Annotated in this window: 22 protein-coding genes; 16 read left to right on the top strand and 6 right to left on the bottom strand. The window is 51.4% G+C overall.

The window, feature by feature from the left end; genetic code table 11:
* The first annotated feature begins 286 nt into the window (after positions 1-286).
* Positions 287-3,211 (top strand): autotransporter adhesin EhaB, encoded by a 2,925-nt coding sequence (ehaB, locus tag FDX01_RS21420; RefSeq protein ID WP_137400424.1) that lies wholly within the window; start codon positions 287-289, stop codon positions 3,209-3,211.
* 82 nt (positions 3,212-3,293) lie between these two features.
* A complete protein-coding gene (iprA, locus tag FDX01_RS21415) occupies positions 3,294-3,917 on the top strand; it encodes a hydrogen peroxide resistance inhibitor IprA (RefSeq protein WP_137400423.1) in 624 nt (207 codons plus the stop codon).
* A 1-nt stretch (position 3,918) separates the two neighbouring features.
* Here iprA and ampH read toward each other — a convergent pair whose 3' ends face one another.
* Positions 3,919-5,076, bottom strand: a complete 1,158-nt coding sequence (gene ampH / locus FDX01_RS21410) for a D-alanyl-D-alanine-carboxypeptidase/endopeptidase AmpH (RefSeq protein WP_096758119.1) — start codon at positions 5,074-5,076, stop codon at positions 3,919-3,921.
* Between the two features lie 383 nt (positions 5,077-5,459).
* On the opposite strand from ampH, the gene sbmA reads away from it, so the two are divergent.
* Entirely contained in the window at positions 5,460-6,680 is a 1,221-nt protein-coding gene (gene sbmA / locus FDX01_RS21405; RefSeq protein WP_096758118.1) for a peptide antibiotic transporter SbmA, read from the top strand.
* Between the two features lie 14 nt (positions 6,681-6,694).
* Positions 6,695-7,798: a DUF1615 domain-containing protein gene (locus FDX01_RS21400; RefSeq protein WP_096758117.1), complete on the top strand. Its 1,104-nt coding sequence runs from the start codon at positions 6,695-6,697 to the stop codon at positions 7,796-7,798.
* Here FDX01_RS21400 and FDX01_RS21395 read toward each other — a convergent pair.
* Positions 7,783-8,106, bottom strand: coding sequence for a DUF2755 family protein (locus tag FDX01_RS21395; RefSeq protein WP_115259259.1), 324 nt, complete (start codon positions 8,104-8,106; stop codon positions 7,783-7,785). The genes FDX01_RS21400 and FDX01_RS21395 overlap by 16 nt on opposite strands.
* Before the next feature lie 265 nt (positions 8,107-8,371).
* Between FDX01_RS21395 and FDX01_RS21390 the strand changes: the two genes are divergently transcribed.
* The gene (locus tag FDX01_RS21390) at positions 8,372-8,590 is read left to right on the top strand and encodes a DUF2754 domain-containing protein (protein WP_115259258.1); all 219 of its coding nucleotides are present in this window, start codon (positions 8,372-8,374) and stop codon (positions 8,588-8,590) included.
* Positions 8,591-8,613: 23 nt separating this feature from the next.
* Here the strand turns inward: FDX01_RS21390 and ddlA are convergent, their stop codons facing one another.
* Positions 8,614-9,708: a D-alanine--D-alanine ligase gene (gene ddlA, locus FDX01_RS21385; RefSeq protein WP_137400422.1), complete on the bottom strand. Its 1,095-nt coding sequence runs from the start codon at positions 9,706-9,708 to the stop codon at positions 8,614-8,616.
* 301 nt (positions 9,709-10,009) lie between these two features.
* On the opposite strand from ddlA, the gene FDX01_RS21380 reads away from it, so the two are divergent.
* The 5 genes from FDX01_RS21380 (at position 10,010) to adrA (ending at position 14,852) form a co-directional block, all read left to right on the top strand.
* Positions 10,010-11,206, top strand: coding sequence for a multidrug efflux MFS transporter (locus tag FDX01_RS21380; protein ID WP_096758114.1), 1,197 nt, complete (start codon positions 10,010-10,012; stop codon positions 11,204-11,206).
* A gap of 248 nt (positions 11,207-11,454) precedes the next feature.
* Positions 11,455-11,697 carry a sigma-S stabilization anti-adapter protein IraP gene (locus FDX01_RS21375; protein ID WP_096758113.1) on the top strand — a complete coding sequence of 81 codons (243 nt, stop codon included), beginning with the start codon at positions 11,455-11,457 and terminating at the stop codon, positions 11,695-11,697.
* A gap of 106 nt (positions 11,698-11,803) precedes the next feature.
* Complete coding sequence (phoA, locus tag FDX01_RS21370; protein WP_137400421.1) at positions 11,804-13,219, top strand: alkaline phosphatase; 1,416 nt, start codon at positions 11,804-11,806, stop codon at positions 13,217-13,219.
* A 97-nt stretch (positions 13,220-13,316) separates the two neighbouring features.
* A complete protein-coding gene (psiF, locus tag FDX01_RS21365; RefSeq protein WP_096758111.1) occupies positions 13,317-13,637 on the top strand; it encodes a phosphate starvation-inducible protein PsiF in 321 nt (106 codons plus the stop codon).
* Between the two features lie 99 nt (positions 13,638-13,736).
* Positions 13,737-14,852 (top strand): diguanylate cyclase AdrA, encoded by a 1,116-nt coding sequence (adrA, locus tag FDX01_RS21360; RefSeq protein ID WP_115259256.1) that lies wholly within the window; start codon positions 13,737-13,739, stop codon positions 14,850-14,852.
* A gap of 15 nt (positions 14,853-14,867) precedes the next feature.
* On the opposite strand, the gene proC is transcribed toward adrA, so the two are convergent.
* Positions 14,868-15,677, bottom strand: coding sequence for a pyrroline-5-carboxylate reductase (gene proC / locus FDX01_RS21355; protein WP_096758109.1), 810 nt, complete (start codon positions 15,675-15,677; stop codon positions 14,868-14,870).
* Positions 15,678-15,858: 181 nt separating this feature from the next.
* Here proC and FDX01_RS21350 point away from each other — a divergent pair, with 181 nt between their 5' ends.
* The 5 genes from FDX01_RS21350 (at position 15,859) to ppnP (ending at position 18,510) form a co-directional block, all read left to right on the top strand.
* Positions 15,859-16,314 (top strand): YaiI/YqxD family protein, encoded by a 456-nt coding sequence (locus FDX01_RS21350; RefSeq protein WP_096758108.1) that lies wholly within the window; start codon positions 15,859-15,861, stop codon positions 16,312-16,314.
* A gap of 185 nt (positions 16,315-16,499) precedes the next feature.
* Positions 16,500-17,045, top strand: a complete 546-nt coding sequence (gene aroL, locus FDX01_RS21345) for a shikimate kinase AroL (protein ID WP_135912477.1) — start codon at positions 16,500-16,502, stop codon at positions 17,043-17,045.
* Positions 17,046-17,071: 26 nt separating this feature from the next.
* Positions 17,072-17,263 (top strand): protein YaiA, encoded by a 192-nt coding sequence (gene yaiA / locus FDX01_RS21340; RefSeq protein ID WP_096758106.1) that lies wholly within the window; start codon positions 17,072-17,074, stop codon positions 17,261-17,263.
* Between the two features lie 213 nt (positions 17,264-17,476).
* Complete coding sequence (locus tag FDX01_RS21335; RefSeq protein ID WP_115259254.1) at positions 17,477-18,154, top strand: AroM family protein; 678 nt, start codon at positions 17,477-17,479, stop codon at positions 18,152-18,154.
* 71 nt (positions 18,155-18,225) lie between these two features.
* Entirely contained in the window at positions 18,226-18,510 is a 285-nt protein-coding gene (ppnP, locus tag FDX01_RS21330) for a pyrimidine/purine nucleoside phosphorylase (protein WP_115259253.1), read from the top strand.
* A gap of 53 nt (positions 18,511-18,563) precedes the next feature.
* On the opposite strand, the gene rdgC is transcribed toward ppnP, so the two are convergent.
* On the bottom strand, positions 18,564-19,475 hold the full coding sequence (gene rdgC / locus FDX01_RS21325) for a recombination-associated protein RdgC (protein WP_137362723.1): 912 nt from the start codon (positions 19,473-19,475) through the stop codon (positions 18,564-18,566).
* Between the two features lie 125 nt (positions 19,476-19,600).
* On the opposite strand from rdgC, the gene mak reads away from it, so the two are divergent.
* Positions 19,601-20,509, top strand: coding sequence for a fructokinase (mak, locus tag FDX01_RS21320; RefSeq protein WP_135912475.1), 909 nt, complete (start codon positions 19,601-19,603; stop codon positions 20,507-20,509).
* 5 nt (positions 20,510-20,514) lie between these two features.
* On the opposite strand, the gene araJ is transcribed toward mak, so the two are convergent.
* Complete coding sequence (gene araJ / locus FDX01_RS21315; RefSeq protein ID WP_137400420.1) at positions 20,515-21,699, bottom strand: MFS transporter AraJ; 1,185 nt, start codon at positions 21,697-21,699, stop codon at positions 20,515-20,517.
* Positions 21,700-21,829: the final 130 nt, after the last annotated feature.

Below are 21,829 nucleotides of genomic sequence, written 5' to 3'. Positions count from 1 at the left end.
TACCTTTCATTGTGCGTGTGTTTATTTGCTGTCCTTGTGGTTTTGTTTTTAATTATCATTGTATTGTATGGTTTAATTTATTAATTTCTCCATAATTTACTGAAAGTAAAGGGTTTATGCTTTTTTTGTTTGTATTTCGTTTATTGTCCGCATTCGGACTTAAAGTAAAGAATAATTGAACCTTTTATCTATGACGCCGCATAATCTTTCGGCGAAACATAATATGTTTACTATGCATTAATAATTGATGGATCAACTATATTACGTCCCTGAGGAGGGATGACAAATGCACACTTGGAAAAAGAAACTCGTAGTCTCACAATTAGCATTAGCCTGCACATTGGCAATCACTTCTCAGGCGAATGCTTCAACTGATATCTCTGGAACTACCTATACCACGTTCAATCATTACAATGATGCTTCCTACAGCGATGGTGTTTACTATGATGGATATGTTGGCTGGAATAACTACGACACGGATAGTATTTATAACGGTGATATTTACCCAGTAATTAATAACTCCACCGTTAATGGTGTCATTTCGACTTACTATCTGGATGATGGTCTTTCGACTAACAGTAATACCAATAGTCTGACGATTAAAAACAGCACTATTCACGGTATGGTAACGTCCGAATGTATGACGACGGATTGTACTAACCGTAGTGGTACCGATTATTACTACGATCGTCTGGCGATGAGCGTTATCAACTCAACTATCGATGACAATTACGAACATTATACCTACAACGGTAGCTATAATGACGCAGTTGATTCACACGTTGTAGATGTTTACAACCTGGGTACGGCTATCACTCTGGATCAAGAAGTTGATCTGTCTATCTCCGCCAACTCTCACGTAGCGGGTATTACCCTGACTCAGGGTTATGAGTGGCAGGACATTGACGATAACACCGTCAGCACCGGCGTAAACAGCAGCGAAGTGTTTAACAACACCATCGCGGTTACCGATTCCACCCTGACCTCGGGTTCATGGTCTGATGAAGGAACATCCGGCTGGTTTGGCAACACCAGCAATGCGAGCGACTACAATGGTAACGGTTGGAACGCTAATGATGTAGCATTAGCGGTTATTGCAAATCCAAATGCAGATAACGCGATGCAGACCACTGCCACGTTTAATAATTCTACGCTGATGGGTGACGTGCTGTTCTCTAGCAACTTTGATGAGAACTTCTTCCCGAACGGCGCAGATACTTACCGTGATACTGATGCCGACCTGGATACCAACGGTTGGGATGGTACTGACCGTCTGGATCTGACCCTGAACAACGGCAGCAAGTGGGTTGGTGCGGCAATGTCCGTACACCAGGTGGATTCCGATGGTGATGGTGTTTATGACAGCTACTCTGCGGGCACTGAAGCTACCGCTACGCTGATCGACATCACCGCCAACAGCCTGTGGCCTGATTCAACCTACGGTGTCGATAGTGACACGACCTCTTATGACGAAAATGGTCATGTGGTTGGCAACTCTGTCTACCAGAGCGGTCTGTTTAACGTCACGCTGAACGGCGCTTCACAGTGGGATACCACTAAAACTTCTCTGATTGATACTCTGAGCATCAACAGCGGTTCCGTTGTGAACGTGGGTGATTCTACGCTGATTTCTGACACCATCTCTCTGACCGGTGCTTCAGCACTGAACATCAACGAAGATGGGCATGTTGCGACGGATACGCTGTCTATTGACAACAGTACCGTAACGATTGCTGATGATGTTGCTGCTGGCTGGAGTGTAGGTAGTGCTGCGCTGTATGCCAATACCATTAACGTTACCAACAACGGTGTTCTGGATGTCGGCAACAGCACGGGCGATGCACTGCAAGTTGATACACTGAACCTGACCAGTTACACCGACGCTTACAACAATGTCAATGCCGGTGTTTTCGACATCAACAGCACCAACTATGTACTGAATGCTGATCTGACTAACGATCGCACCAACGATACGACCCAGTCTAACTACGGTTATGGCGTGATCGCGATGAACTCTGATGGTCATCTGACTATCAACGGTAACGGCGATTCCGACACATCAGGCGATCAGTCTGAAGTTGATAACGACGGTGACCACGTCGCAGCGGCAACCGGTAACTATAAAGTTCGCATCGATAATGCAACTGGCGCTGGTTCTGTTGCTGATTACAAAGGCAACGAGCTGATCTACGTTAACGACACCAACAGCACTGCCATCTTCTCTGCGGCAAACAAAGCTGACCTGGGTGCTTACACTTATCAGGCGCAGCAGCAGGGTAACACCGTTGTTCTGCAGCAGATGGAACTGACGGATTACGCGAACATGGCGCTGAGCATCCCGTCTGCAAATACCAACATCTGGAACCTGCAACAGGATACTGTCGGTACGCGTCTGACCAATGCACGTCACGGTCTGGCGGATAACGGTGGCGCGTGGGTGAGCTACTTCGGCGGCAGCTTCAACGGTGACAACGGCACCATTAACTACGATCAGGACGTTAACGGCATCATGGTCGGCCTTGATACCAAAGTTGACGGTAACAATGCACAGTGGATTGTCGGTGCCGCAGCGGGCTTTGCGAAAGGTGACGTAAGCGATAACAGCGGACAGGTGGATCAGGATAGCCAGACTGCCTATATCTACTCTTCTGCTCGCTTCGCAAACAACCTCTTTATTGATGGTTCTTTGAACTACTCTCATTTCAACAACGATCTGTCTGCTAACATGAGCAACGGTCAGTACGTTGACGGTAGCAGTGCTTCTGATGCCTGGGGCTTCGGTCTGAAACTGGGTTATGACCTGAAACTGGGTGACGCAGGTTACGTGACGCCTTACGGTAGCGTATCCGGTCTGTTCCAGTCTGGTGATGACTATAAGCTGAGCAACGACATGAAAGTTGACGGTCAGTCTTATGACAGCATGCGTTATGAACTGGGTGTTGATGCCGGTTATACCTTCGCTTACAGCGATGACCAGGCGCTGACTCCGTACTTCAAACTGGCGTACGTTTATGACGATGCGGGTAACGATGCTAACGTCAACGGTGATTCCATCGACAATGGTACAGAAGGTTCTGCGGTACGTGTTGGACTGGGTACTCAGTTCAGCTTTACCAAAAACTTCAGCGCATATACCGATGCCAGCTACCTCGGCGGTGGTGATGTCGATCAAGACTGGTCTGCGAATGCAGGCGTTAAATATACCTGGTAAGAATTCCTATTAGAGGACTCGGTATTTTAATCCCAATAAGCCCGTCAAGGATTTGACGGGCTTTTATGCAAGGAATGCGTAAATGTTATCTGTAGATAAGCCTTTTCTGGAATTTGGTAAGCTGGATAAATGTTTGTCGAAATATGGCGAGCGTTTTGAATATGAAAATGAAAAACAAATAATATATTCCAGTGATGTAAATAAAAACGACACTTTTGTTATTTTAAAGGGGGTTGTCTCGCTGAGGCGAGGAGAAACCATACTGGTTGGCATTACACAGGCACCGTTTATTATGGGACTTGCTGATGGTGTGATGAAAACAGATATTCAATATAGATTAATAACAGAAGGTTACTGTACGGGTTATTATCTGCCTGCGTCCCAAACGATTAATATTATTGAACAATGTCAGCTATGGCGCGAGGCCTTTAGCTGGTTAGCATGGCAGCACTGCATGCTTGAATTACGCGACCTGCAATTAATTGGCAATAACTCCTATGAGCAAATCCGTGCCACGCTGATATCCATGATGAAATGGGATGAGTTACTGCGTTCTCGTATTGGCGTTATGAACTATATCCACCAACGTACACGTATTTCACGCTCTGTCGTCGCAGAGGTTCTCGCAGCACTGCGTAAAGGCGGCTACATTGAAATGAATAAAGGCAAACTGGTGAATATTAACCGTTTGCCTTTTGAGTACTAAATCAGGATGCGGGGATAACCTGGGGTTTGTTTCCGCTCAACTCACTCACCAGATCGTTGATACCATCGCTCATATTGGTAAATCGGGTCAGCGGAGAACGGGTGACCACAATAAAGGCCCCTACGTTTTTCTGCGGGATCATCGCCATATAGGTAATGAATCCACCACCCCCACCGGTTTTTTGAATAATCCCCGGGCGGCCATTTTTCGGTGCCATATAGACCCAGCCCAGGCCCAGCGCATCGGCTTTGCCTGGCACGTCCATGCCAATTACTTTGGTTAACTGTGTACGCTGATAAATCAGCGTCTGCATCCGGTCAGCCTGCTGGCTGCGCTGATAAAAGTCTGAAGAGAGATACTGCTGCATCCAGCGCATCATATCGCCAGGCGTCGAATAGACGCCGCCGCTGCCCATAGCCGCCAGCGTATTGTTACACGGGCTGGCCCCTTTTTCGGCGACCATCAGGCGCTTGCACTGATCGGGTGAAGGCGTAAACGTGGTGTCTTTCATCCCGAGCGGTCGGGTAATTTTCTCTTCAAACAGCTGTTGATAAGGCTTACCGGACGCGGCTGCCAGCGCATCGGCCAGTAGATCGAACGCCAGATTCGAGTAGGAGGCCTGCGATCCGGGAGCAGCTTTCAGCGTGGCGGTAGAGAGGTAACTCCAGCGCTGCTCGCGCGTTGGCCAGACAAATACCGGGCGTTTTGCCGCACCGCCTGGCTGCTCGCGGGGTAGGGCGCTGGTATGAGTCGCCAGATTCACCAGCGTGATCGGCGTTCCCTGCCAGGTCGGGACTCGTGCACCGGGCGGTGCATATTTACTCAATGGATCGTTCAGTTTTACCGTGCCCTGATCGAGTAATTTGACCAGCATTTCACTGGTCATCAATTTGGTAATTGAGGCGATGCGGATCACCGAATCCAGCTGCGGATGAACATTATTGCCAGGGCGTGTTTCGCCAAAACTGCGAAATACACGCTGATTACCGTCAATGACCACGAGCGCCATTCCCGTCGCCCCGCTGCCGTAGAAGATATGATCGGCGTAACGATCGACGATATCAGAGGCGAAGACCGGATCGGTGATAGGCTGTGCCGCCTGGACAGATGTCAATGACGCCGCACACAGCGCGGCAGAAAAAAGCAGACTACGTTTCAACGGTGGTGTCCATGAGTTAGGGGTAGTAAAAAAGGATGACGTGCGTATGCGTATTTATACTACTCATCGGCATATTGCAAAGTGCTATTACGCCAATCATAGTGTGAAAAACGTAACGATGAGTAAACGTTACCTTTTCCCCCGGAGTGGATGTTCGCTTTTGTGATCTCACGCTGCGATAATCTGAATATGCCGGAACGCTGTCAGGTATGAAAACCATAGAAACAATTCTTCAGGGCCGGTAGCGAACTAAGCGCGTCGGTTCTGGTCACAATTGTCGGTTTCAGCATGTGTTTATTGGGCGTTAGCCGTCTTGCCATCGTTTGCACGCTGGCAAATGCACAGCAGTCGTCATAACGATAAGAAGTTAGCAGGAGAGCACTATGTTTACGTCTTTTTTCCCAAAGCCGGGACCGTTCTTTATTTCGGCATTTATTTGGGCACTGGTCGCCGTTGTATTCTGGCAGGCAGGTGGGGGAGCCTGGGTTGCACATATCACCGGCGCATCGGGTGATGTGCCTATCAGCGCCGCCCGGTTCTGGTCGCTGGATTATCTGATTTTTTATGCATATTACCTTCTCTGCGTCGGCCTGTTCGCCGCGTTCTGGTTTATCTACTGTCCACACCGTTGGCAGTATTGGTCCATATTGGGCACGTCGCTGATTATCTTTGTGACCTGGTTTCTGGTTGAAGTCGGGGTTGCCGTCAACGCCTGGTATGCGCCGTTCTATGACCTGATTCAAACCGCACTGAGCGCTCCTCATAAGGTGAAGATTGAACAGTTCTATCATGAAGTGGGGATCTTCCTTGGCATCGCGCTGATTGCCGTGGTAATTGGGGTGATGAACAATTTCTTCGTCAGCCATTACGTGTTCCGCTGGCGTACCGCGATGAACGAACATTATATGGCGCACTGGCAGCATCTGCGTCATATCGAAGGCGCCGCGCAGCGTGTGCAGGAAGACACCATGCGCTTCGCCTCTACGCTGGAAGATATGGGCGTCAGTTTTATCAATGCGATTATGACGCTGATTGCCTTCTTACCGGTGCTGGTCACGCTGTCTGCGCATGTCCCTGATCTGCCGATTGTTGGCCATGTTCCCTATGGTCTGGTGATTGCTGCCATTGTCTGGTCGTTGATGGGCACCGGCTTGCTGGCGGTGGTGGGGATCAAACTCCCGGGTCTGGAGTTTAAAAACCAGCGCGTGGAAGCTGCTTACCGTAAAGAACTGGTCTACGGCGAAGATGATGCTAATCGCGCAACGCCGCCGACCGTGCGCGAGCTGTTTCACGCGGTGCGTCAGAACTATTTCCGCCTCTATTTTCACTATATGTACTTTAATATCGCCCGTATTCTTTACCTGCAGGTGGATAACGTTTTCGGTTTGTTCCTGCTGTTTCCGTCAATTGTTGCCGGTACGATTACGCTCGGTCTGATGACGCAAATCACCAACGTGTTTGGTCAGGTGCGCGGATCGTTCCAGTATCTGATTAACTCCTGGACGACGTTAGTGGAATTAATGTCTATCTATAAGCGTCTGCGCAGCTTCGAACGTGAGCTGGATGGTCAGGATATTCAGGCCGTAACCCATACGCTTAGCTAACAAAAGGAGATGTTATGTCGACGGTTTCCCGTCTTTACCCCTGGTCTTGTCTGGCGGCGTTGGTGCTGGTGGGATGCAGTAGCCAGTCTTCGCAGCCGTTAAAAAAAGGGGAGAAAGCCGTCGATGTGGCGAGCGTGGTCCGTCAGAAGATGCCGGCCAGCGTGAAGGACAGAGACGCCTGGGCGCAGGATCTGGCCAGGACGTTTGAAAGCCAGAAGCTGGCACCGACGGTTGAGAATGTCTGTTCGGTGCTGGCGGTAGCGCAGCAGGAGTCTAACTATCAGGCGGACCCGGCGGTACCGGGCTTAAATAAAATAGCCTGGAAAGAGATCGACCGCCGCGCTGAGCGCATGCATATTCCGCTGTTTGTGGTGCACACCGCGCTGAAGATTAACTCGCCGACCGGGAAAACCTACAGCGAGCGTCTGGATTCGGTAAAAACGGAAAAGCAGCTTAGCGCTATTTTTGATGATTTTATCAATATGGTGCCGATGGGGCAGACGCTATTCGGTTCGCTTAATCCGGTGCATACAGGCGGTCCGATGCAGGTCAGCATCGCGTTTGCTGAACAACACGCTTCAGGCTATCCGTGGAAAATGGCGGGGACGGTACGTCAGGAAGTCTTCACCCGTCGTGGTGGGCTGTGGTTCGGGACCTATCATTTGCTGAATTACCCGGCGAACTATAGTGCGCCTATCTTCCGTTTCGCTGATTTTAATGCGGGCTGGTACGCCAGTCGTAATGCGGCTTTCCAGAACGCGGTGACTAAGGCCAGCGGCGTGAAACTGGCGTTGGACGGTGATTTGATTCGCTACGACAGCAACGATCCGGGCAAAACAGAGCTGGCGGTACGTAAGCTGGCCGGGAAGCTGGACATGAGCGAGAGTGATATCCATCGGCAGTTGCAAAAAGGTGACAGCCTCGCGTTTGAAGAGACCGCGTTGTACAAGAACGTGTATAAGCTAGCGGAAGCGAAAACGGGCAAAACCTTACCCCGCGAAATGCTGCCGGGTATTCAGCTCGAAAGTCCAAAGATTACCCGTAATCTGACCACCGCGTGGTTTGCGAAACGGGTGGATGAGCGACGGGCAAAATGTATGGGTCAGTCATCTTTGTGATGGCGTTGGCGCCAGTGCAACACGGCTGCGATGGTGCCAAGAATCAGACCGCCGACCAGGAAGGGAATCAAACCAAAAATTGTTCCTACGCCCAACCCGATCTCGATGTGCGGGCGTCCGCTCTCCTGCATTTGCAGTTGCATTAGCTGTTCATAAATACCGGGTGCGTGAGCCAGTAGGGTTAATACCTGCGCCCCGACCCAAAAGCAAAACAGCACAAAGACGGCATAGACAATGTTGCCGGTCAGCGAGGAGGGATCCCGATGCTTGCCCTTAAACGGGAATTTTGAGAGCGTAAAATCAGCCATAAAGACCTCCAGCAACAACCTGCTTTTCTTGACGTAATGCCAGTAACTGACAGTGAGTCTGACAGGTGATCGGGATTGTCAATATCAGAATGATGGTAATTTCAGCCAGGGATTATTCCTGGATTTCGTTTTTTTGCCTGTCGTCACAAATATGTAACCTTAAGTGAAATTAGATTACATCTAAGAAATTCTGCCTACGCCACAGACCGCCAGAGAGAAATGTGCGAGGATGCGTCTTTATAACGTTGTGATCCCCGGAGCTGTTATGAACCTGCCTGTAAAACTTCGCCGCGACTGGCACTACTACGCGTTTGCTATTGGGCTTATCTTTATTCTCAACGGGGTGGTGGGATTACTGGGATTTGAAGCGAAGGGGTGGCAAACCTATGCGGTGGGGCTGGTTACCTGGGTGATTAGCTTTTGGCTTGCCGGATTGATTATCCGCCGCCGCGCGGAAGATGACGAAACGCAGGATGCCCAATAGCTATCGGGCACCCTGGCGGGGGGTTACATACTGGTTTTCAGCGCGCTGTTTGCCGCGTGACGCTCCAGCGCCAGTTCGATCAGACGGGTGATCAAATCGGTATAACCTAAGCCGCTCGCCTGCCACAGTTTTGGATACATACTGATATTGGTGAAGCCCGGTAGCGTGTTGATCTCGTTGATCACCACGTCATTTTCCGCGGTTAAGAACACATCTACGCGTGCCATGCCAGCGCAACCCAGCGTCTGGTAAGCCTGGATCGCTATCTCGCGGATCTTGTCGTTAATCTCCGGCGCAATGGCCGCCGGGACCACAACTTTGGCACCGTTATCGTCAATGTACTTGGTGTCATAGGCGTAAAAATCGCTGTTCAGAACGATCTCGCCACAGGTGCTGGCCTGCGGATGATCGTTCCCCAGCACCGCGCATTCGATCTCACGACCAACGACCCCTTGTTCCACCACCACTTTATGGTCGAACTCAAATGCCAGCGCCACGGCCTGGTGATATTGAGCTTCGTTGGTGACTTTGCTGACCCCAACGGACGAGCCCTGATTAGCCGGCTTGACGAACAGCGGCAGGCCCAGGCGCGATTCAACCTCTGCGAAGCTGATGCTATTACGATTAGCGCGGGTGAGCGTAATAAAGGGGGCAATGTTTAATCCGGCGTCGCGCAGCAGACGTTTAGTCACGTCTTTATCCATGCATGCCGCTGAGCCCAGCACGTCGGAACCGACGAACGGGAGATTTGCCACGCGCAGCATACCTTGCAGGGAACCATCTTCGCCCAACGTACCGTGCACAATCGGGAAAATAACATCGACGGTTTGCAGCGGCTGACCGTTGTGCGCATCAATCAACTGGTGTTCTTGTTTTCCCGGTACCTGCGCCAGGCTGGTTGCCGAAGGACGCAGCGCAATACGCGCCGGGTCGTTGGCATTAAGTAGATAGTTGCTGGCATCGCTGACGTGCCATTGCCCTTCTTTATCAATACCTAACAGCACAACATCAAAGCGAGTCTTGTCGATGGCATCGACAATATTTTTTGCCGATTGCAATGACACTTCATGTTCTGCTGATTTACCACCAAATACGATTCCTACCCGCAACTTTGCCATCTTAAAAACCCATTCCATGAATGCAAAGCACATACATTACCACGACAAAACGCAGGATTCCTCGGCTTCTGGCAGAATGTTTTCGTGCGTCGCCAGGGAAAGGAAACTCACAAATCTGCGCTGGAGCCTCAAAGCATATTCCCCTGCAATAAATAGGGGTTATGTGTGATGAATATCACAAATATGATGAGCGGGGAGATAAAATACTAAACTGTGAGGTATCGCACCTCTGGGCCCTTGTCCGGACACGTAATTTGTTAAGCTGCTCGCAGTTTTCAGCTACTTATCGTTATGAGTCCCTATGGAATCCTGGAGAGTTAACCTTATTTCCGTTTGGTTCGGGTGCTTTTTTACCGGACTGGCGATCAGCCAAATCCTGCCTTTTTTACCGCTCTATGTTTCCCAGCTTGGGGTGACCTCGCATGAAGCGCTGTCGATGTGGTCCGGGTTAACGTTTAGCGTCACCTTTCTGATTTCCGCCATTGTTTCGCCGATGTGGGGCAGTTTAGCCGATCGTAAAGGGCGTAAGCTGATGCTGCTGCGCGCCTCGCTGGGGATGGCGATTGCGATTTTATTGCAGGCCTTTGCCACTAATGTCTGGCAGCTTTTCCTGCTGCGTGGTGTGATGGGATTAACGTCGGGATACATCCCCAATGCGATGGCGTTAGTGGCGTCGCAGGTTCCGCGTGAGCGCAGCGGTTGGGCGCTAAGTACGCTCTCTACGGCACAGATTAGCGGGGTGATTGGTGGGCCGCTGATGGGCGGTTTTATTGCCGACCATGTGGGCTTGCGCGCGGTATTTTGTATTACCGCCGGGCTGCTGGTGGTCAGTTTCATGGTCACGCTATTCTTCATTAAAGAGGGTGTGCGCCCAACGATTAAAAAAAGTGAACGCTTAAGCGGCAAGGCTGTGTTCGCCTCGCTGCCTTATCCGGCGCTGGTGATCAGCCTGTTTTTTACTACCCTGGTTATCCAGTTGTGCAACGGATCAATCGGTCCCATTCTGGCACTGTTTATTAAATCGATGGTGCCAGACAGCGGCAATATTGCCTTTCTCAGCGGGCTGATTGCCTCGGTGCCTGGCATATCGGCGCTGATTTCAGCCCCCCGGTTGGGCAAATTAGGCGATCGGGTGGGAACTGAACGGATCCTCATGGCGACGCTTATCTTTGCCGTGGTGCTGTTTTTCGCCATGTCCTGGGTCACAACGCCGTTGCAGTTGGGGGTATTGCGTTTCCTGCTAGGCTTTGCCGATGGCGCAATGCTTCCTGCCGTGCAAACGCTACTGGTGAAATACTCCAGCGACCAGGTAACCGGGCGTATTTTTGGCTATAACCAGTCGTTTATGTATCTGGGCAACGTCGCCGGACCGTTAATGGGAGCCACCGTGTCGGCCATGGCGGGTTTTCGCTGGGTGTTTATCGCGACCGCGAGCATTGTGCTGATCAACATTTGGCAACTGGCTGTCGCGTTACGACGTCGGCGTCGCACGCGCTGAATGGCGAATAAACCCCGTTGGCTGTCAGCGGGGTTTATCCATAAGTTTGTATTATATTACTGGGTGATTATTAAGCTTCTCACCCTTTTATATTGAATAATTCTGTCGTAATTCCCAATTCATCTTATTTTGCGGTGTGATTGTTTTCGCAAAACGTTTTATTTCTGCTAAAAATACAACTTTCATCCTCTAGGCAGTTGGGAGCCATAATGCTACCGTGACCCATATTTTGTTAAGGGAATACACAAATGAAAAATCTCGTCACTGAGTTGTTACTTAAGCTCGCCCAAAAAGAAGAAGAGTCACAGGACCTCGCCGCTCAGGTAGAAACCTTAGAGCGCGTTATCATGGAAATGCTGCATACGATGGCGACGCATGAGCAGCAAACACTGATTCGTCATATTGAGGGCGCGCTGGCAGGCGTAAGCCGCATGCCAGCCTGTTTAACAACCTTGCATGACGTCGGCGAGAGGGTACCCAAAGCGTATTGAGGTTTGCGTAGCGCCTCACGACGTTGAATCATCATAAAAGTGTCACATCAAATACTTATAGTCGCTTTGTTTTAATTTTACCGTATTTATACATGGAGAAAATAAAGTGAAACAAAGCGCACTCGCTATTGCCCTGTTACCTTTGCTGTTTACCCCGGTTATTTATGCAGAATCATCTGCTGTGCCGGTTATGGATAATCGCGCCGCTCAGGGGGATATCACCACGCCGGGTGGCGCTCGCCGATTAGCCGGCGATCAAACGGCCGCTCTGCGTGATTCACTGATTAATAAACCGGCTAAAAATATTATTTTGCTGATCGGCGATGGTATGGGTGACTCAGAAATTACTGCAGCGCGAAATTATGCCGAAGGCGCGGGCGGCTTTTTTAAAGGGATTGATGCGCTACCCCTGACTGGACAATACACCCACTATTCGCTGGATAAGAAAACGGGTAAACCCGATTACGTGACAGATTCAGCGGCTTCGGCAACGGCGTGGACCACCGGGGTGAAATCCTATAATGGTGCGCTGGGCGTTGATATCCATGAAAAAGATCACGCCACGATTCTGGAAATGGCAAAAGCCGTAGGTCTGGCTACCGGCAACGTTTCTACAGCTGAATTACAGGATGCCACTCCGGCTGCGCTGGTTGCGCATGTGACGTCACGTAAATGCTACGGTCCGAGCGTGACCCGTGAAAAATGCCCGACTAATGCGCTGGAAAACGGCGGTAAAGGGTCAATCACTGAACAATTGTTGAATGCCCGTGCCGACGTCACGCTGGGGGGCGGGGCAAAAACGTTTGCTGAAACCGCTGCTGCGGGTGAATGGCAGGGCAAGACGCTGCGTAAGCAGGCGCAGATGCGCGGCTATCAGTTGGTGAGCGACGCAACATCGCTTGCGGCAATCACTGACGCCAGTCAGGATAAACCGCTGCTGGGGTTGTTCTCTGAAGGTAATATGCCGGTGCGTTGGGAAGGACCAAAAGCCTCGTATCATGGCAACATTGATAAGCCGGCTGTGACCTGTACGCCAAATGCCAAACGCAACGACACGGTGCCTACGCTGGCACAGATGACGGATAAAGCGATTGAGCTGTTAAGCAAAAATGAAAAAGGCTTCTTCCTGCAGGTGGAAGGCGCGTCAATCGATAAACAGGATCATGCTGCTAACCCGTGCGGGCAGATTGGCGAAACGGTTGATCTGGACGAAGCCGTACAGCGCGCGCTGGCCTTTGCGAAGAAAGACGGTAATACGCTGGTGGTGGTAACCGCCGATCACGCGCATGCCAGCCAGATAGTGGCGCCAGATACCAAAGCGCCGGGCCTGACTCAGGCGCTGAACACCAAAGATGGCGCGGTGATGGTCATCAGCTACGGCAACTCTGAAGAAGAATCTCAGGAGCATACGGGCAGCCAACTGCGTATTGCTGCCTATGGGCCGCATGCGGCGAATGTGGTTGGCCTGACCGACCAGACCGATTTGTTCTACACCATGAAATCGGCCTTAGGGCTGAAATAAGTACACGCCCGGCGGCATTACTTTTGCTGTCGGGTGGTTTTTTTATCGTTAGCAGCCAGACTTATCTGTGTCTCGTCGTTCAGAAAAGGAAGGTGCTATGAAAATATCATTAGTCATGACGTTGCTTTTTGGTCTGCTTTTTTTAGCGACTGTTGGCGCCGCCGAGAAAACGCTAACCCCGCAACAACAACGAATGACCACCTGTAACCAGCAGGCCACTGCGCAGACCTTAAAAGGGGATGCGCGTAAGAGCTATATGAGTGATTGCCTGAAAAACAGTAAATCGGCCCCCGAGGAAAAAAGCCTGACGCCACAGCAACAGAAGATGCGTGAATGTAATGTTCAGGCAACGGAACAGTCGCTGAAAGGTGATGATCGCAATAAATTTATGAGTGCCTGCCTGAAAAAAGCAGCGTAATTGCGTAGTACATAAGGGTGAGCAGCGAAATTCGCTCACCCGAAATATCATACTCCCGCGCACGTCCTCCTTTCTATAATTTGGGAAATTTGTTTCAGAATGTTCCTAAATACGATGAATGATGAAAGTTTCTATCAAAAAAAGGTCGTCCCAAATGAAGCGGTTTTATCGCTTCATCAAAATGACCATCAGCGCTCCGGACTGCGATTTGCCCGACGGATCAGGCTGCCGCGCGCGGTGGGATTGGGCGGGATGTTTTTCCCTATCGCGTCGGTCCTGGTGTCTCAGCCGATCACCGGAGGCTGGTGGCTTTTATTGGTAGGATGGGCTTTTGTCTGGCCGCATCTGGCATGGCAGTTGGCGGGCAAAGCAGATGACCCGATGCATAGCGAATTCACCAACTTAAAAGCCGATGCGATTCTGACCGGAATGTGGATAGGGCTGATGGGGGTAAACCTGCTACCGTCGACGGCCCTACTGATGATTATCTGTATCAACCTGATGGGCGCAGGGGGAATACGGTTATTCATCGCCGGTCTGGTGTTGACGATTGTCTCATGTCTGGTCACCCTGCAACTGACGGACATCCCCGTGGTGTTTAGCAGTACGCAACTGAGTGTGATGTTGTCGCTGCCGGTGTTGGTGTTGTATCCGCTGCTGTTTGCGTGGGTGAGCTATAAGACGGTCATCAAACTGGCTGAGCACAAGCGTCGGTTGCAGGTGATGAGCACGCGAGATGGTATGACCGGTGTGTATAACCGACGTCATTGGGAGCTTTTGCTGCGCAATGAATTTGATAACTGCCGCCGTTATCAGCGCGACGCCACGTTACTGATTATCGATATCGACCACTTCAAAAGTATTAACGATACCTGGGGCCATGACGTTGGCGATGAGGCTATTGTCGCGCTAACGCGTCAGTTGCAGATGACGCTGCGCGGCAGCGATGTCATAGGGCGTTTTGGTGGCGATGAATTTGCTGTGATTATGTGCGGTACCCCGGCGAGCAGCGCCATCGCCGCCATGTCTCGTGTCCACGAACGACTCAGCCTATTGCGATTGTCCTGTGCTCCGCAGGTTGCTCTGCGTATCAGCGTCGGCGTCGCACCGCTGACTTCAGAAACGGAACACTATCGAGAATGGCTGAAATCGGCGGATATGGCGCTTTATAAAGCAAAGAATTCCGGACGTAACCGCACTGAAGCGGCGGCCTGACGTCCGGTTGCCCACTCAGGATTTGCTTAGTTTTTCCGACTGTTCCATGCACTTAACCATCGCTTCAATGACTGAAGAACGGAAACCACGGGCCTCCAGAACGCGCACGGCCTCAATGGTTGTTCCACCTGGTGAGCACACCATATCCTTCAGTTCTCCAGGATGTTTTCCTGTTTCGAGAACCATTTTTGCTGACCCCATCACCGCCTGTGCGGCGAATTTATACGCCTGCGCGCGGGGCATGCCGCCCTGGACGGCCGCATCAGCCATCGCTTCAATAAACATAAACACGTAGGCCGGCGCAGAACCGCTGACGCCGACGACCGGGTGAATCATCGATTCCGCAATCACTTCAGCTTCGCCAAAGCAGCGGAAAATATTTAATACGTCAGCCGTATCTTCCGGCGTCACCAGCGCGTTTGGCGTTACGGAGGTCATGCCCGCATTAACCAGCGACGGTGTGTTGGGCATCGCGCGGATAATTTTACGGTCATGACCCAGCGCGCGGGCAAGCTGATCGAGCGTGACGCCAGCGGCAATAGAGACGACCAGTGAATCTTTGTTCAGGCTGGAGGTGATTTCGCTCAGCACTTTAACCATGATGCCGGGTTTCACAGCACCAAAGACAATATCGGCAATTTGGGCGACTTCCTGCGCCGACTGCGCGGCGTTGATGCCGTACTGGTCGTGTAATGCGGCGACTTTATCAGGAGAGGGGGTATAGACCCAGATTTGTCCGGGGAGAACCTGACCACTGGCGATCATGCCTCCAAGAATGGCTTTGCCCATATTGCCGCAGCCGATAAAACCAATTTTCTTGTCCATCTTGTCACTCCCTATGCGTGATATTCATTGTTTTATACCCGTCATACTTTTGAATTACTTAGGGTATACCTGGGAAAGTTAAGCTTAGCGCGGAATGGATATGTTCAGAAGGAGAAACAGCACTTTGCCGGAAAGTAAAAGCACGAGACAATGTGAGATTGCACAGGAACCAGGAGGTGTTATGACAATATGGGTGGATGCGGATGCGTGTCCGAATGTGATTAAAGATATTTTGTACCGGGCTTCAGAGCGTATGCAGATGCCGCTGATTTTGGTCGCCAACCAGAGTTTGCGCGTGCCGCCTTCGCGTTTTATCCGTACATTACGTGTTCCTGCCGGGTTTGATGTTGCCGATAACGAGATTGTGCGCCAGTGTAGCGCAGGCGATTTGGTGGTAACGGCGGATATACCGCTGGCTTCTGAAGTGATTGAAAAAGGGGCCGCGGCGCTGAATCCTCGTGGCGAACGCTATACCGAAGCCACCATCCGCGAACGTCTGATGATGCGTGATTTTATGGATACACTCCGTGCCAGTGGGATCCAGACCGGAGGTCCGGACACGCTTTCACCGCGCGACCGACAGCATTTTGCTGCTGAACTGGATAAGTGGTGGCTGGAAGTTCAGCGTAGAAAATAACGACTGTAATTTATTTTTTACACTTTCATCATTGTGAAATCTTGTTATAGTGAGAATTAATGGGCTTTTTAGTCTGTAGTGGAACTTATTCTTTACGTTTTTGTGATGTACTAGTTTGATGGTATGATTATAACTTTAACAGCATCAGATCCCGCTTGTGGGCGGCTCTCTGGGGAATTTCTTCGATGACGCAACCTCTTTTTCTTGTTGGCCCGCGGGGGTGTGGTAAGACGACAACCGGTATGGCGCTGGCGAAAGCTATCGACTTCCAGTTTGTTGATACCGATCGCTGGTTGCAATCACATGTGCAAATGACCGTTGCCGAAATCGTTGAAAGAGAGGGGTGGGAAGGATTTCGCGCTCAGGAGACGACCGCTTTGCAGGCCGTGACCGGCCCCTCAACGGTTATTGCGACCGGTGGCGGCATTATTCTTACCGAATATAACCGTCACTACATGCGAAATAACGGCATGGTCATTTATTTAAGCGCGCCGGTCTCGGTACTGGTGAGTCGCCTGGAAGCCGCGCCTGAAGAAGGATTGCGCCCAACCTTAACCGGTAAACCGCTGACCGAAGAGGTGCAGGAAGTGCTTGAGCAACGCGACGAGCTGTATCGTCAAGCGGCGCACTTTATTGTTGATGCAACGCACGAACCCTCTCAGGTTGTGGCTGATATCCTGGCGATGATGCCCCAGGCTGCGCCGCGGTTGCAGGGTGGGGTCTATACTTAACGCTTATCCATTCAAAAGGAAGCGCTATGCCGACAAACCCCCCTTATCCACGTAAAGCGACGATTGTTACTGTTGAAAAAGGTACGCCAGGCCAGACGGTCACCTGGTATCAACTCCGCGCTGACCACCCGAAGCCGAATTCGTTGATTAGCGAACATCCGTCCGCGCAGGAAGCAATGGATGCCAAAAAACGCTATGAGGATCCGCAGAAAACCTGAGGTCGGACGCTGTCTGTGTCACATTTTTCGTACGTCTCTGGAGAGTGCGAAAAATGAAAAGTAAACGATAACAATAAATTATTAGAATGATTTGGAATCTTTACACAATGTATTGCTTATCTGCTGCTACGCTTTTGAACATTTGTAGCGCAGGTCAGTGCCCGGCATTTATCCGGGAATTCACAGCAAAGTAAGAAGACGGTGGAGCAACACATGAGTACGTCGTTGGCTATCCTCACGATTGGCGTTGTGCCGATGTGTGAGGTATTACCGCTCCTGACGGAATATATCGATGAGCAACACATTACCCACCATAGTTTGCTAGGGCAGATGCGGCGGGAAGAGGTGATGGCCGAGTACGCCATCTCGCCGGGCGACGATGTGTTATTAACGCTGCTCAGTGACCAACAGTTGGCGCACGTTTCGCGCCAGAAAGTGGAACGCGCGCTGCAAGGTATCGTTGAGGTGCTGGATAATCAGGGTTTTGACGTCATTTTATTGATGAGCACTGCGGTCATTACTCGTCTGACGATCCGAAACGGCATCCTGCTGGAGCCCTTACGTATTATTCCCCCTCTGGTGGCGTCGATTGTCGACGGGCATCAGGTTGGTGTGATTGTACCCGTCACTGAATTACTCGCCGCCCAGACGCAGAAATGGCAGGTGCTACAAACGCCGCCAGTCTATGCCGTGGCCAATCCCATTGATGGCACTGAACAACAACTGATTGATGCTGGAAAGCAACTTCTTGAGCAAGGTGCCGACGTGATTATGCTCGACTGCCTGGGGTTTAATCAGCGTCATCGTGATGTACTGCAAAAATCACTCGACGTTCCGGTACTGTTGTCGAATGTGCTGATAGCCCGTCTGGCTTCGGAACTTCTGGCGTAATTTTGCGTGACAGAGGGAACGTCAGGCCCCTATATTGGTTGTTAACTTAATAACGAGATAGGGCCAGTGGTATGCTTCAAAGTAATGAATACTTTTCCGGCAAAGTAAAATCGATTGGTTTTACCAGCAGCAGTACTGGCCGCGCCAGCGTGGGTGTGATGGTGGAAGGCGAGTACACCTTTGGCACGGCGGCACCTGAAGAGATGACGGTGGTGAGCGGGGCATTGAATGTATTGCTGCCGGGCGAAACTGAGTGGAAAGTGTATGCTGCCGGGGAGACGTTTAACGTGCCTGGGCACAGTGAATTTCATCTGCAGGTCGCAGAGCCGACGTCCTATCTTTGCCGTTACCTGTAAGCGTAATATGCCGGATAAGCCGCTTGTGGCGTTATCCGGCAAGACGGGTGCGCTTAGCGCTGCGCTTCGCCGCCTAATCCTTCCACCAGGCTTTTAATCAACGCTGCCAGTTCACCGGTCATCAGGATGAAATCGGCATCAAAACGCTGACCGTAATCTTCTCTGTCGATATCTTCGTTCTGGTCGCGCAGCTCATCGCAGAACTTCAGACGCTTAATCGAGCCATCGTCACACATCAAAAACTGAATGCGCTGCTGCCAGTCGAGAGCCAGCTTGGTGACGACTTTTCCGGCTTCAATGTGCACGGCGATCTCATCACTCACCAGGTCCTGTTTCTTCGCCCGGATCACACCACCGTCTTCCAGCATAGCTTTCAGTTCGGCTTCATCCAGCAACTGGAATCCCTGCGCAGTCGTCCCGGAACGGACCCATTCAGTGAGCGTGAGCTCTATCGGGTTTTCCAGGGTCAGAGGGACTACCGGCAATGAGCCCAGGCTTTTACGCAGCAGTGCCAGCGTATCTTCCGCTTTCTTAGCGCTCGCACAGTCGACGATGATCAAATCATTAACGGTGTCTATCCACATCATTGTCTGGCTAAAGCGGCTAAAGGCACGCGGCAGCAAGGAGTGCAACACTTCATCTTTCAGCGAGTCTTTCTCGGTCTTCTTGAGTTTGCGACCCTGCTCAGCTTCCAGCTTGAAGATTTTGGCTTCCAGCGCCTGCTTGATCACCGGCGACGGCAGAATTTTTTCTTCTTTGCGGGCGCAGATAATAATTTGGCCATTGTTAGAATGCGTCAATGCGTCGCTGTGCGATCCCATCGGCGGAACCCAGCCCATTTTTGCCATATCCTGGCTACCACAAGGGGTAAACGTCATTGAGGTAAGCTGTTTTTCCATCTCTTCGGCGCGCAAAGAAACATCGCGGCTAAGACGGTAAACCATTAAATTTTTGAACCACAGCATGATAATTTCCACGGCCTTGTCGTTAAATTCAGCGGGCATAATAACGAATTGTCGGCGGGCGTGCATTGCCTAACACCATGCTCGCCTCTACTCTGTTGATATTCCCAAAAAATGAGGACCAGCGTGTGCGTATAGGAATCGATTTAGGTGGTACCAAAACAGAAGTTATCGCGCTGAGTGATGCGGGGGAGCAACTTTTCCGCCATCGCCTGCCCACGCCGCGTGATGACTACCGGCAAACCATAGAAACTATTGCCGCACTGGTGGATATGGCGGAAAAAGCCACCGGACAGACCGGAACCGTTGGTATGGGGATCCCCGGATCGATTTCCCCTTACACGGGGGTGGTGAAGAATGCCAACTCAACCTGGCTCAATGGGCAGCCTTTTGACAAAGACTTAAGCGTGCGTCTGAACCGGGAGGTCCGTCTGGCTAACGATGCTAACTGCCTGGCGGTCTCTGAAGCGGTAGACGGCGCTGCGGCGGGCGCGCAAACGGTGTTCGCGGTGATTATCGGTACCGGCTGCGGCTCCGGGGTGGCGTTCAATGGTCGGGCGCATATCGGCGGCAACGGTACTGCGGGTGAGTGGGGGCATAATCCGCTGCCGTGGATGGACGAAGATGAACTGCGCTATCGGCAGGAAGTACCGTGTTACTGCGGGAAGCAAGGTTGTATTGAAACCTTCATCTCCGGGACCGGGTTCGCCACGGATTATCATCGCTTGAGCGGTAATAAACTGAAAGGTAGCGATATTATTCGGCTGGTGAGCGAAGGTGATGCGCTGGCGGAGCAGGCGTTACGCCGCTATGAATTGCGCCTGGCAAAATCGTTGGCTCATGTGGTGAACATCCTTGACCCGGACGTCATCGTGCTGGGGGGCGGGATGAGTAATGTCGACAGGTTGTATCAGACCGTTCCGTCATTGATTAAACAGTTCGTCTTTGGCGGTGAGTGTGCAACGCCTTTACGCAAGGCGTTGCACGGTGATTCCAGTGGGGTTCGCGGTGCGGCCTGGCTGTGGCCGCAGGGGTAATTTTGCTATGCCGGATGGCGCTTATCCGGCATACAATTTATGCCCGTAGGGCGGTTCAGACGTCCATACAGCAGCAGCGATGACATGGCGGAAAACGACAGCAGGGCCGCTGGGAGGGTTACGTAGTTGTAGGCAAAACCCAGCGTTAGCATCATGCCGCCGCAGTATGCGCCAACCGCGCTACCGAGGTTAAAGGCCATTTGCCCACCGGCGGCACCCAGCAGTTCGCCGCCTTTCGCATTTTGCAGCAGCAAAATTTGTAGCGGGGCCGACAGCGCAAACAGACCCGCGCAGCAAATAAAGGCGAAGGTCAGCGACGCGGCTTTCATATCGCCGACGAAAAACAGCATCACCAGGGCCAGCACAATCACAAAGTCGGTCACCACCGCAATGCGCAGCGGCGTATAGCGGCCCGAAATCCGCCCACTCAGCAGATTGCCCAGCACCATGCCTAATCCAGCCAGCATCATGATGAAGGTCATCAGCGCTTCAGAAAAACCGGAGATATACATCATGTATGGCTTCACATAGCTAAACCAGGCGAACACGCCGGCGTTGCCAAACATCGTAGCGGAGAAAATAAGCCACGGTGCCGGGCTTTTCAGAAAGTGAAATTGCTCTCGCAGTTTGCCTTTTGCTTCGTCACTGATGTTAGGCACCCAGAAGGCAATCGACGCAATGACTGCAATGTTAAACACGGCGATCAGCAAAAAGGTGTAGCGCCAGCTAAATGCCTGACTCAGCCAGGTACCGACGGGAATGCCAATCAGGTTGGCGACAGTCATCCCACTGACCATGCCAGCGACAGCGGCGGTGACTTTCCCCGGGCGTGCGAGTTTAGTCAGAATAATGGCCCCGACGCCAAAGAATGCGCCGTGCGGAAAACCGGAAACCAGCCTGCCGACCGCCAGCATAAAATAGGATGAGGAGAGGGTGAAGATGGCGTTACCTATTACACACAACGTGACCAGAAACAGCAGAATATGTTTCAGCGAAAAGCGGTTGGAAAAGATCGCAATAATCGGCGCACCCAGCACCACGCCGAAGGCGTAAAACGAAATCATGTGGCCCGCCGCAGGAATGGAAATTCCTACATCTCGCGCCAGCTCGGTTAACACACCCATGATGCCAAACTCGGCCATGCCCAGCCCAAACGTCCCGAGGGCTAAAGAGAAAATCACTTTTTTCATACGACCTGCCAGCAATATCAGCGCAGATGTGCGCCACAGCGGCGAACGTTCGCCGCCAATAAGAGCATAGCTTGCGGATAAGTGAAATGAAATGCCATTTCATATCCATCTCTGAGTATGCAATATTATG

It is taken from the genome of Citrobacter sp. wls613 (genome assembly GCF_005281195.1).
Taxonomy (GTDB): domain Bacteria; phylum Pseudomonadota; class Gammaproteobacteria; order Enterobacterales; family Enterobacteriaceae; genus Citrobacter; species Citrobacter gillenii.
This window is presented reverse-complemented; position numbering and strand designations above follow the sequence as displayed.

Bases quoted from the DNA above. Each gene is read 5' to 3' on its own strand.
- ehaB (WP_137400424.1), top strand. From the start codon at position 287: ATGCACACTTGGAAAAAGAAACTCGTAGTCTCACAATTAGCATTAGCC.
- iprA (WP_137400423.1), top strand. From the start codon at position 3,294: ATGTTATCTGTAGATAAGCCTTTTCTGGAATTTGGTAAGCTGGATAAA.
- sbmA (WP_096758118.1), top strand. From the start codon at position 5,460: ATGTTTACGTCTTTTTTCCCAAAGCCGGGACCGTTCTTTATTTCGGCA.
- FDX01_RS21400 (WP_096758117.1), top strand. From the start codon at position 6,695: ATGTCGACGGTTTCCCGTCTTTACCCCTGGTCTTGTCTGGCGGCGTTG.
- FDX01_RS21395 (WP_115259259.1), bottom strand. From the start codon at position 8,106: ATGGCTGATTTTACGCTCTCAAAATTCCCGTTTAAGGGCAAGCATCGG.
- FDX01_RS21390 (WP_115259258.1), top strand. From the start codon at position 8,372: ATGAACCTGCCTGTAAAACTTCGCCGCGACTGGCACTACTACGCGTTT.
- ddlA (WP_137400422.1), bottom strand. From the start codon at position 9,708: ATGGCAAAGTTGCGGGTAGGAATCGTATTTGGTGGTAAATCAGCAGAA.
- FDX01_RS21380 (WP_096758114.1), top strand. From the start codon at position 10,010: ATGGAATCCTGGAGAGTTAACCTTATTTCCGTTTGGTTCGGGTGCTTT.
- FDX01_RS21375 (WP_096758113.1), top strand. From the start codon at position 11,455: ATGAAAAATCTCGTCACTGAGTTGTTACTTAAGCTCGCCCAAAAAGAA.
- psiF (WP_096758111.1), top strand. From the start codon at position 13,317: ATGAAAATATCATTAGTCATGACGTTGCTTTTTGGTCTGCTTTTTTTA.
- adrA (WP_115259256.1), top strand. From the start codon at position 13,737: ATGTTCCTAAATACGATGAATGATGAAAGTTTCTATCAAAAAAAGGTC.
- proC (WP_096758109.1), bottom strand. From the start codon at position 15,677: ATGGACAAGAAAATTGGTTTTATCGGCTGCGGCAATATGGGCAAAGCC.
- FDX01_RS21350 (WP_096758108.1), top strand. From the start codon at position 15,859: ATGACAATATGGGTGGATGCGGATGCGTGTCCGAATGTGATTAAAGAT.
- aroL (WP_135912477.1), top strand. From the start codon at position 16,500: ATGACGCAACCTCTTTTTCTTGTTGGCCCGCGGGGGTGTGGTAAGACG.
- yaiA (WP_096758106.1), top strand. From the start codon at position 17,072: ATGCCGACAAACCCCCCTTATCCACGTAAAGCGACGATTGTTACTGTT.
- FDX01_RS21335 (WP_115259254.1), top strand. From the start codon at position 17,477: ATGAGTACGTCGTTGGCTATCCTCACGATTGGCGTTGTGCCGATGTGT.
- ppnP (WP_115259253.1), top strand. From the start codon at position 18,226: ATGCTTCAAAGTAATGAATACTTTTCCGGCAAAGTAAAATCGATTGGT.
- rdgC (WP_137362723.1), bottom strand. From the start codon at position 19,475: ATGCTGTGGTTCAAAAATTTAATGGTTTACCGTCTTAGCCGCGATGTT.
- araJ (WP_137400420.1), bottom strand. From the start codon at position 21,699: ATGAAAAAAGTGATTTTCTCTTTAGCCCTCGGGACGTTTGGGCTGGGC.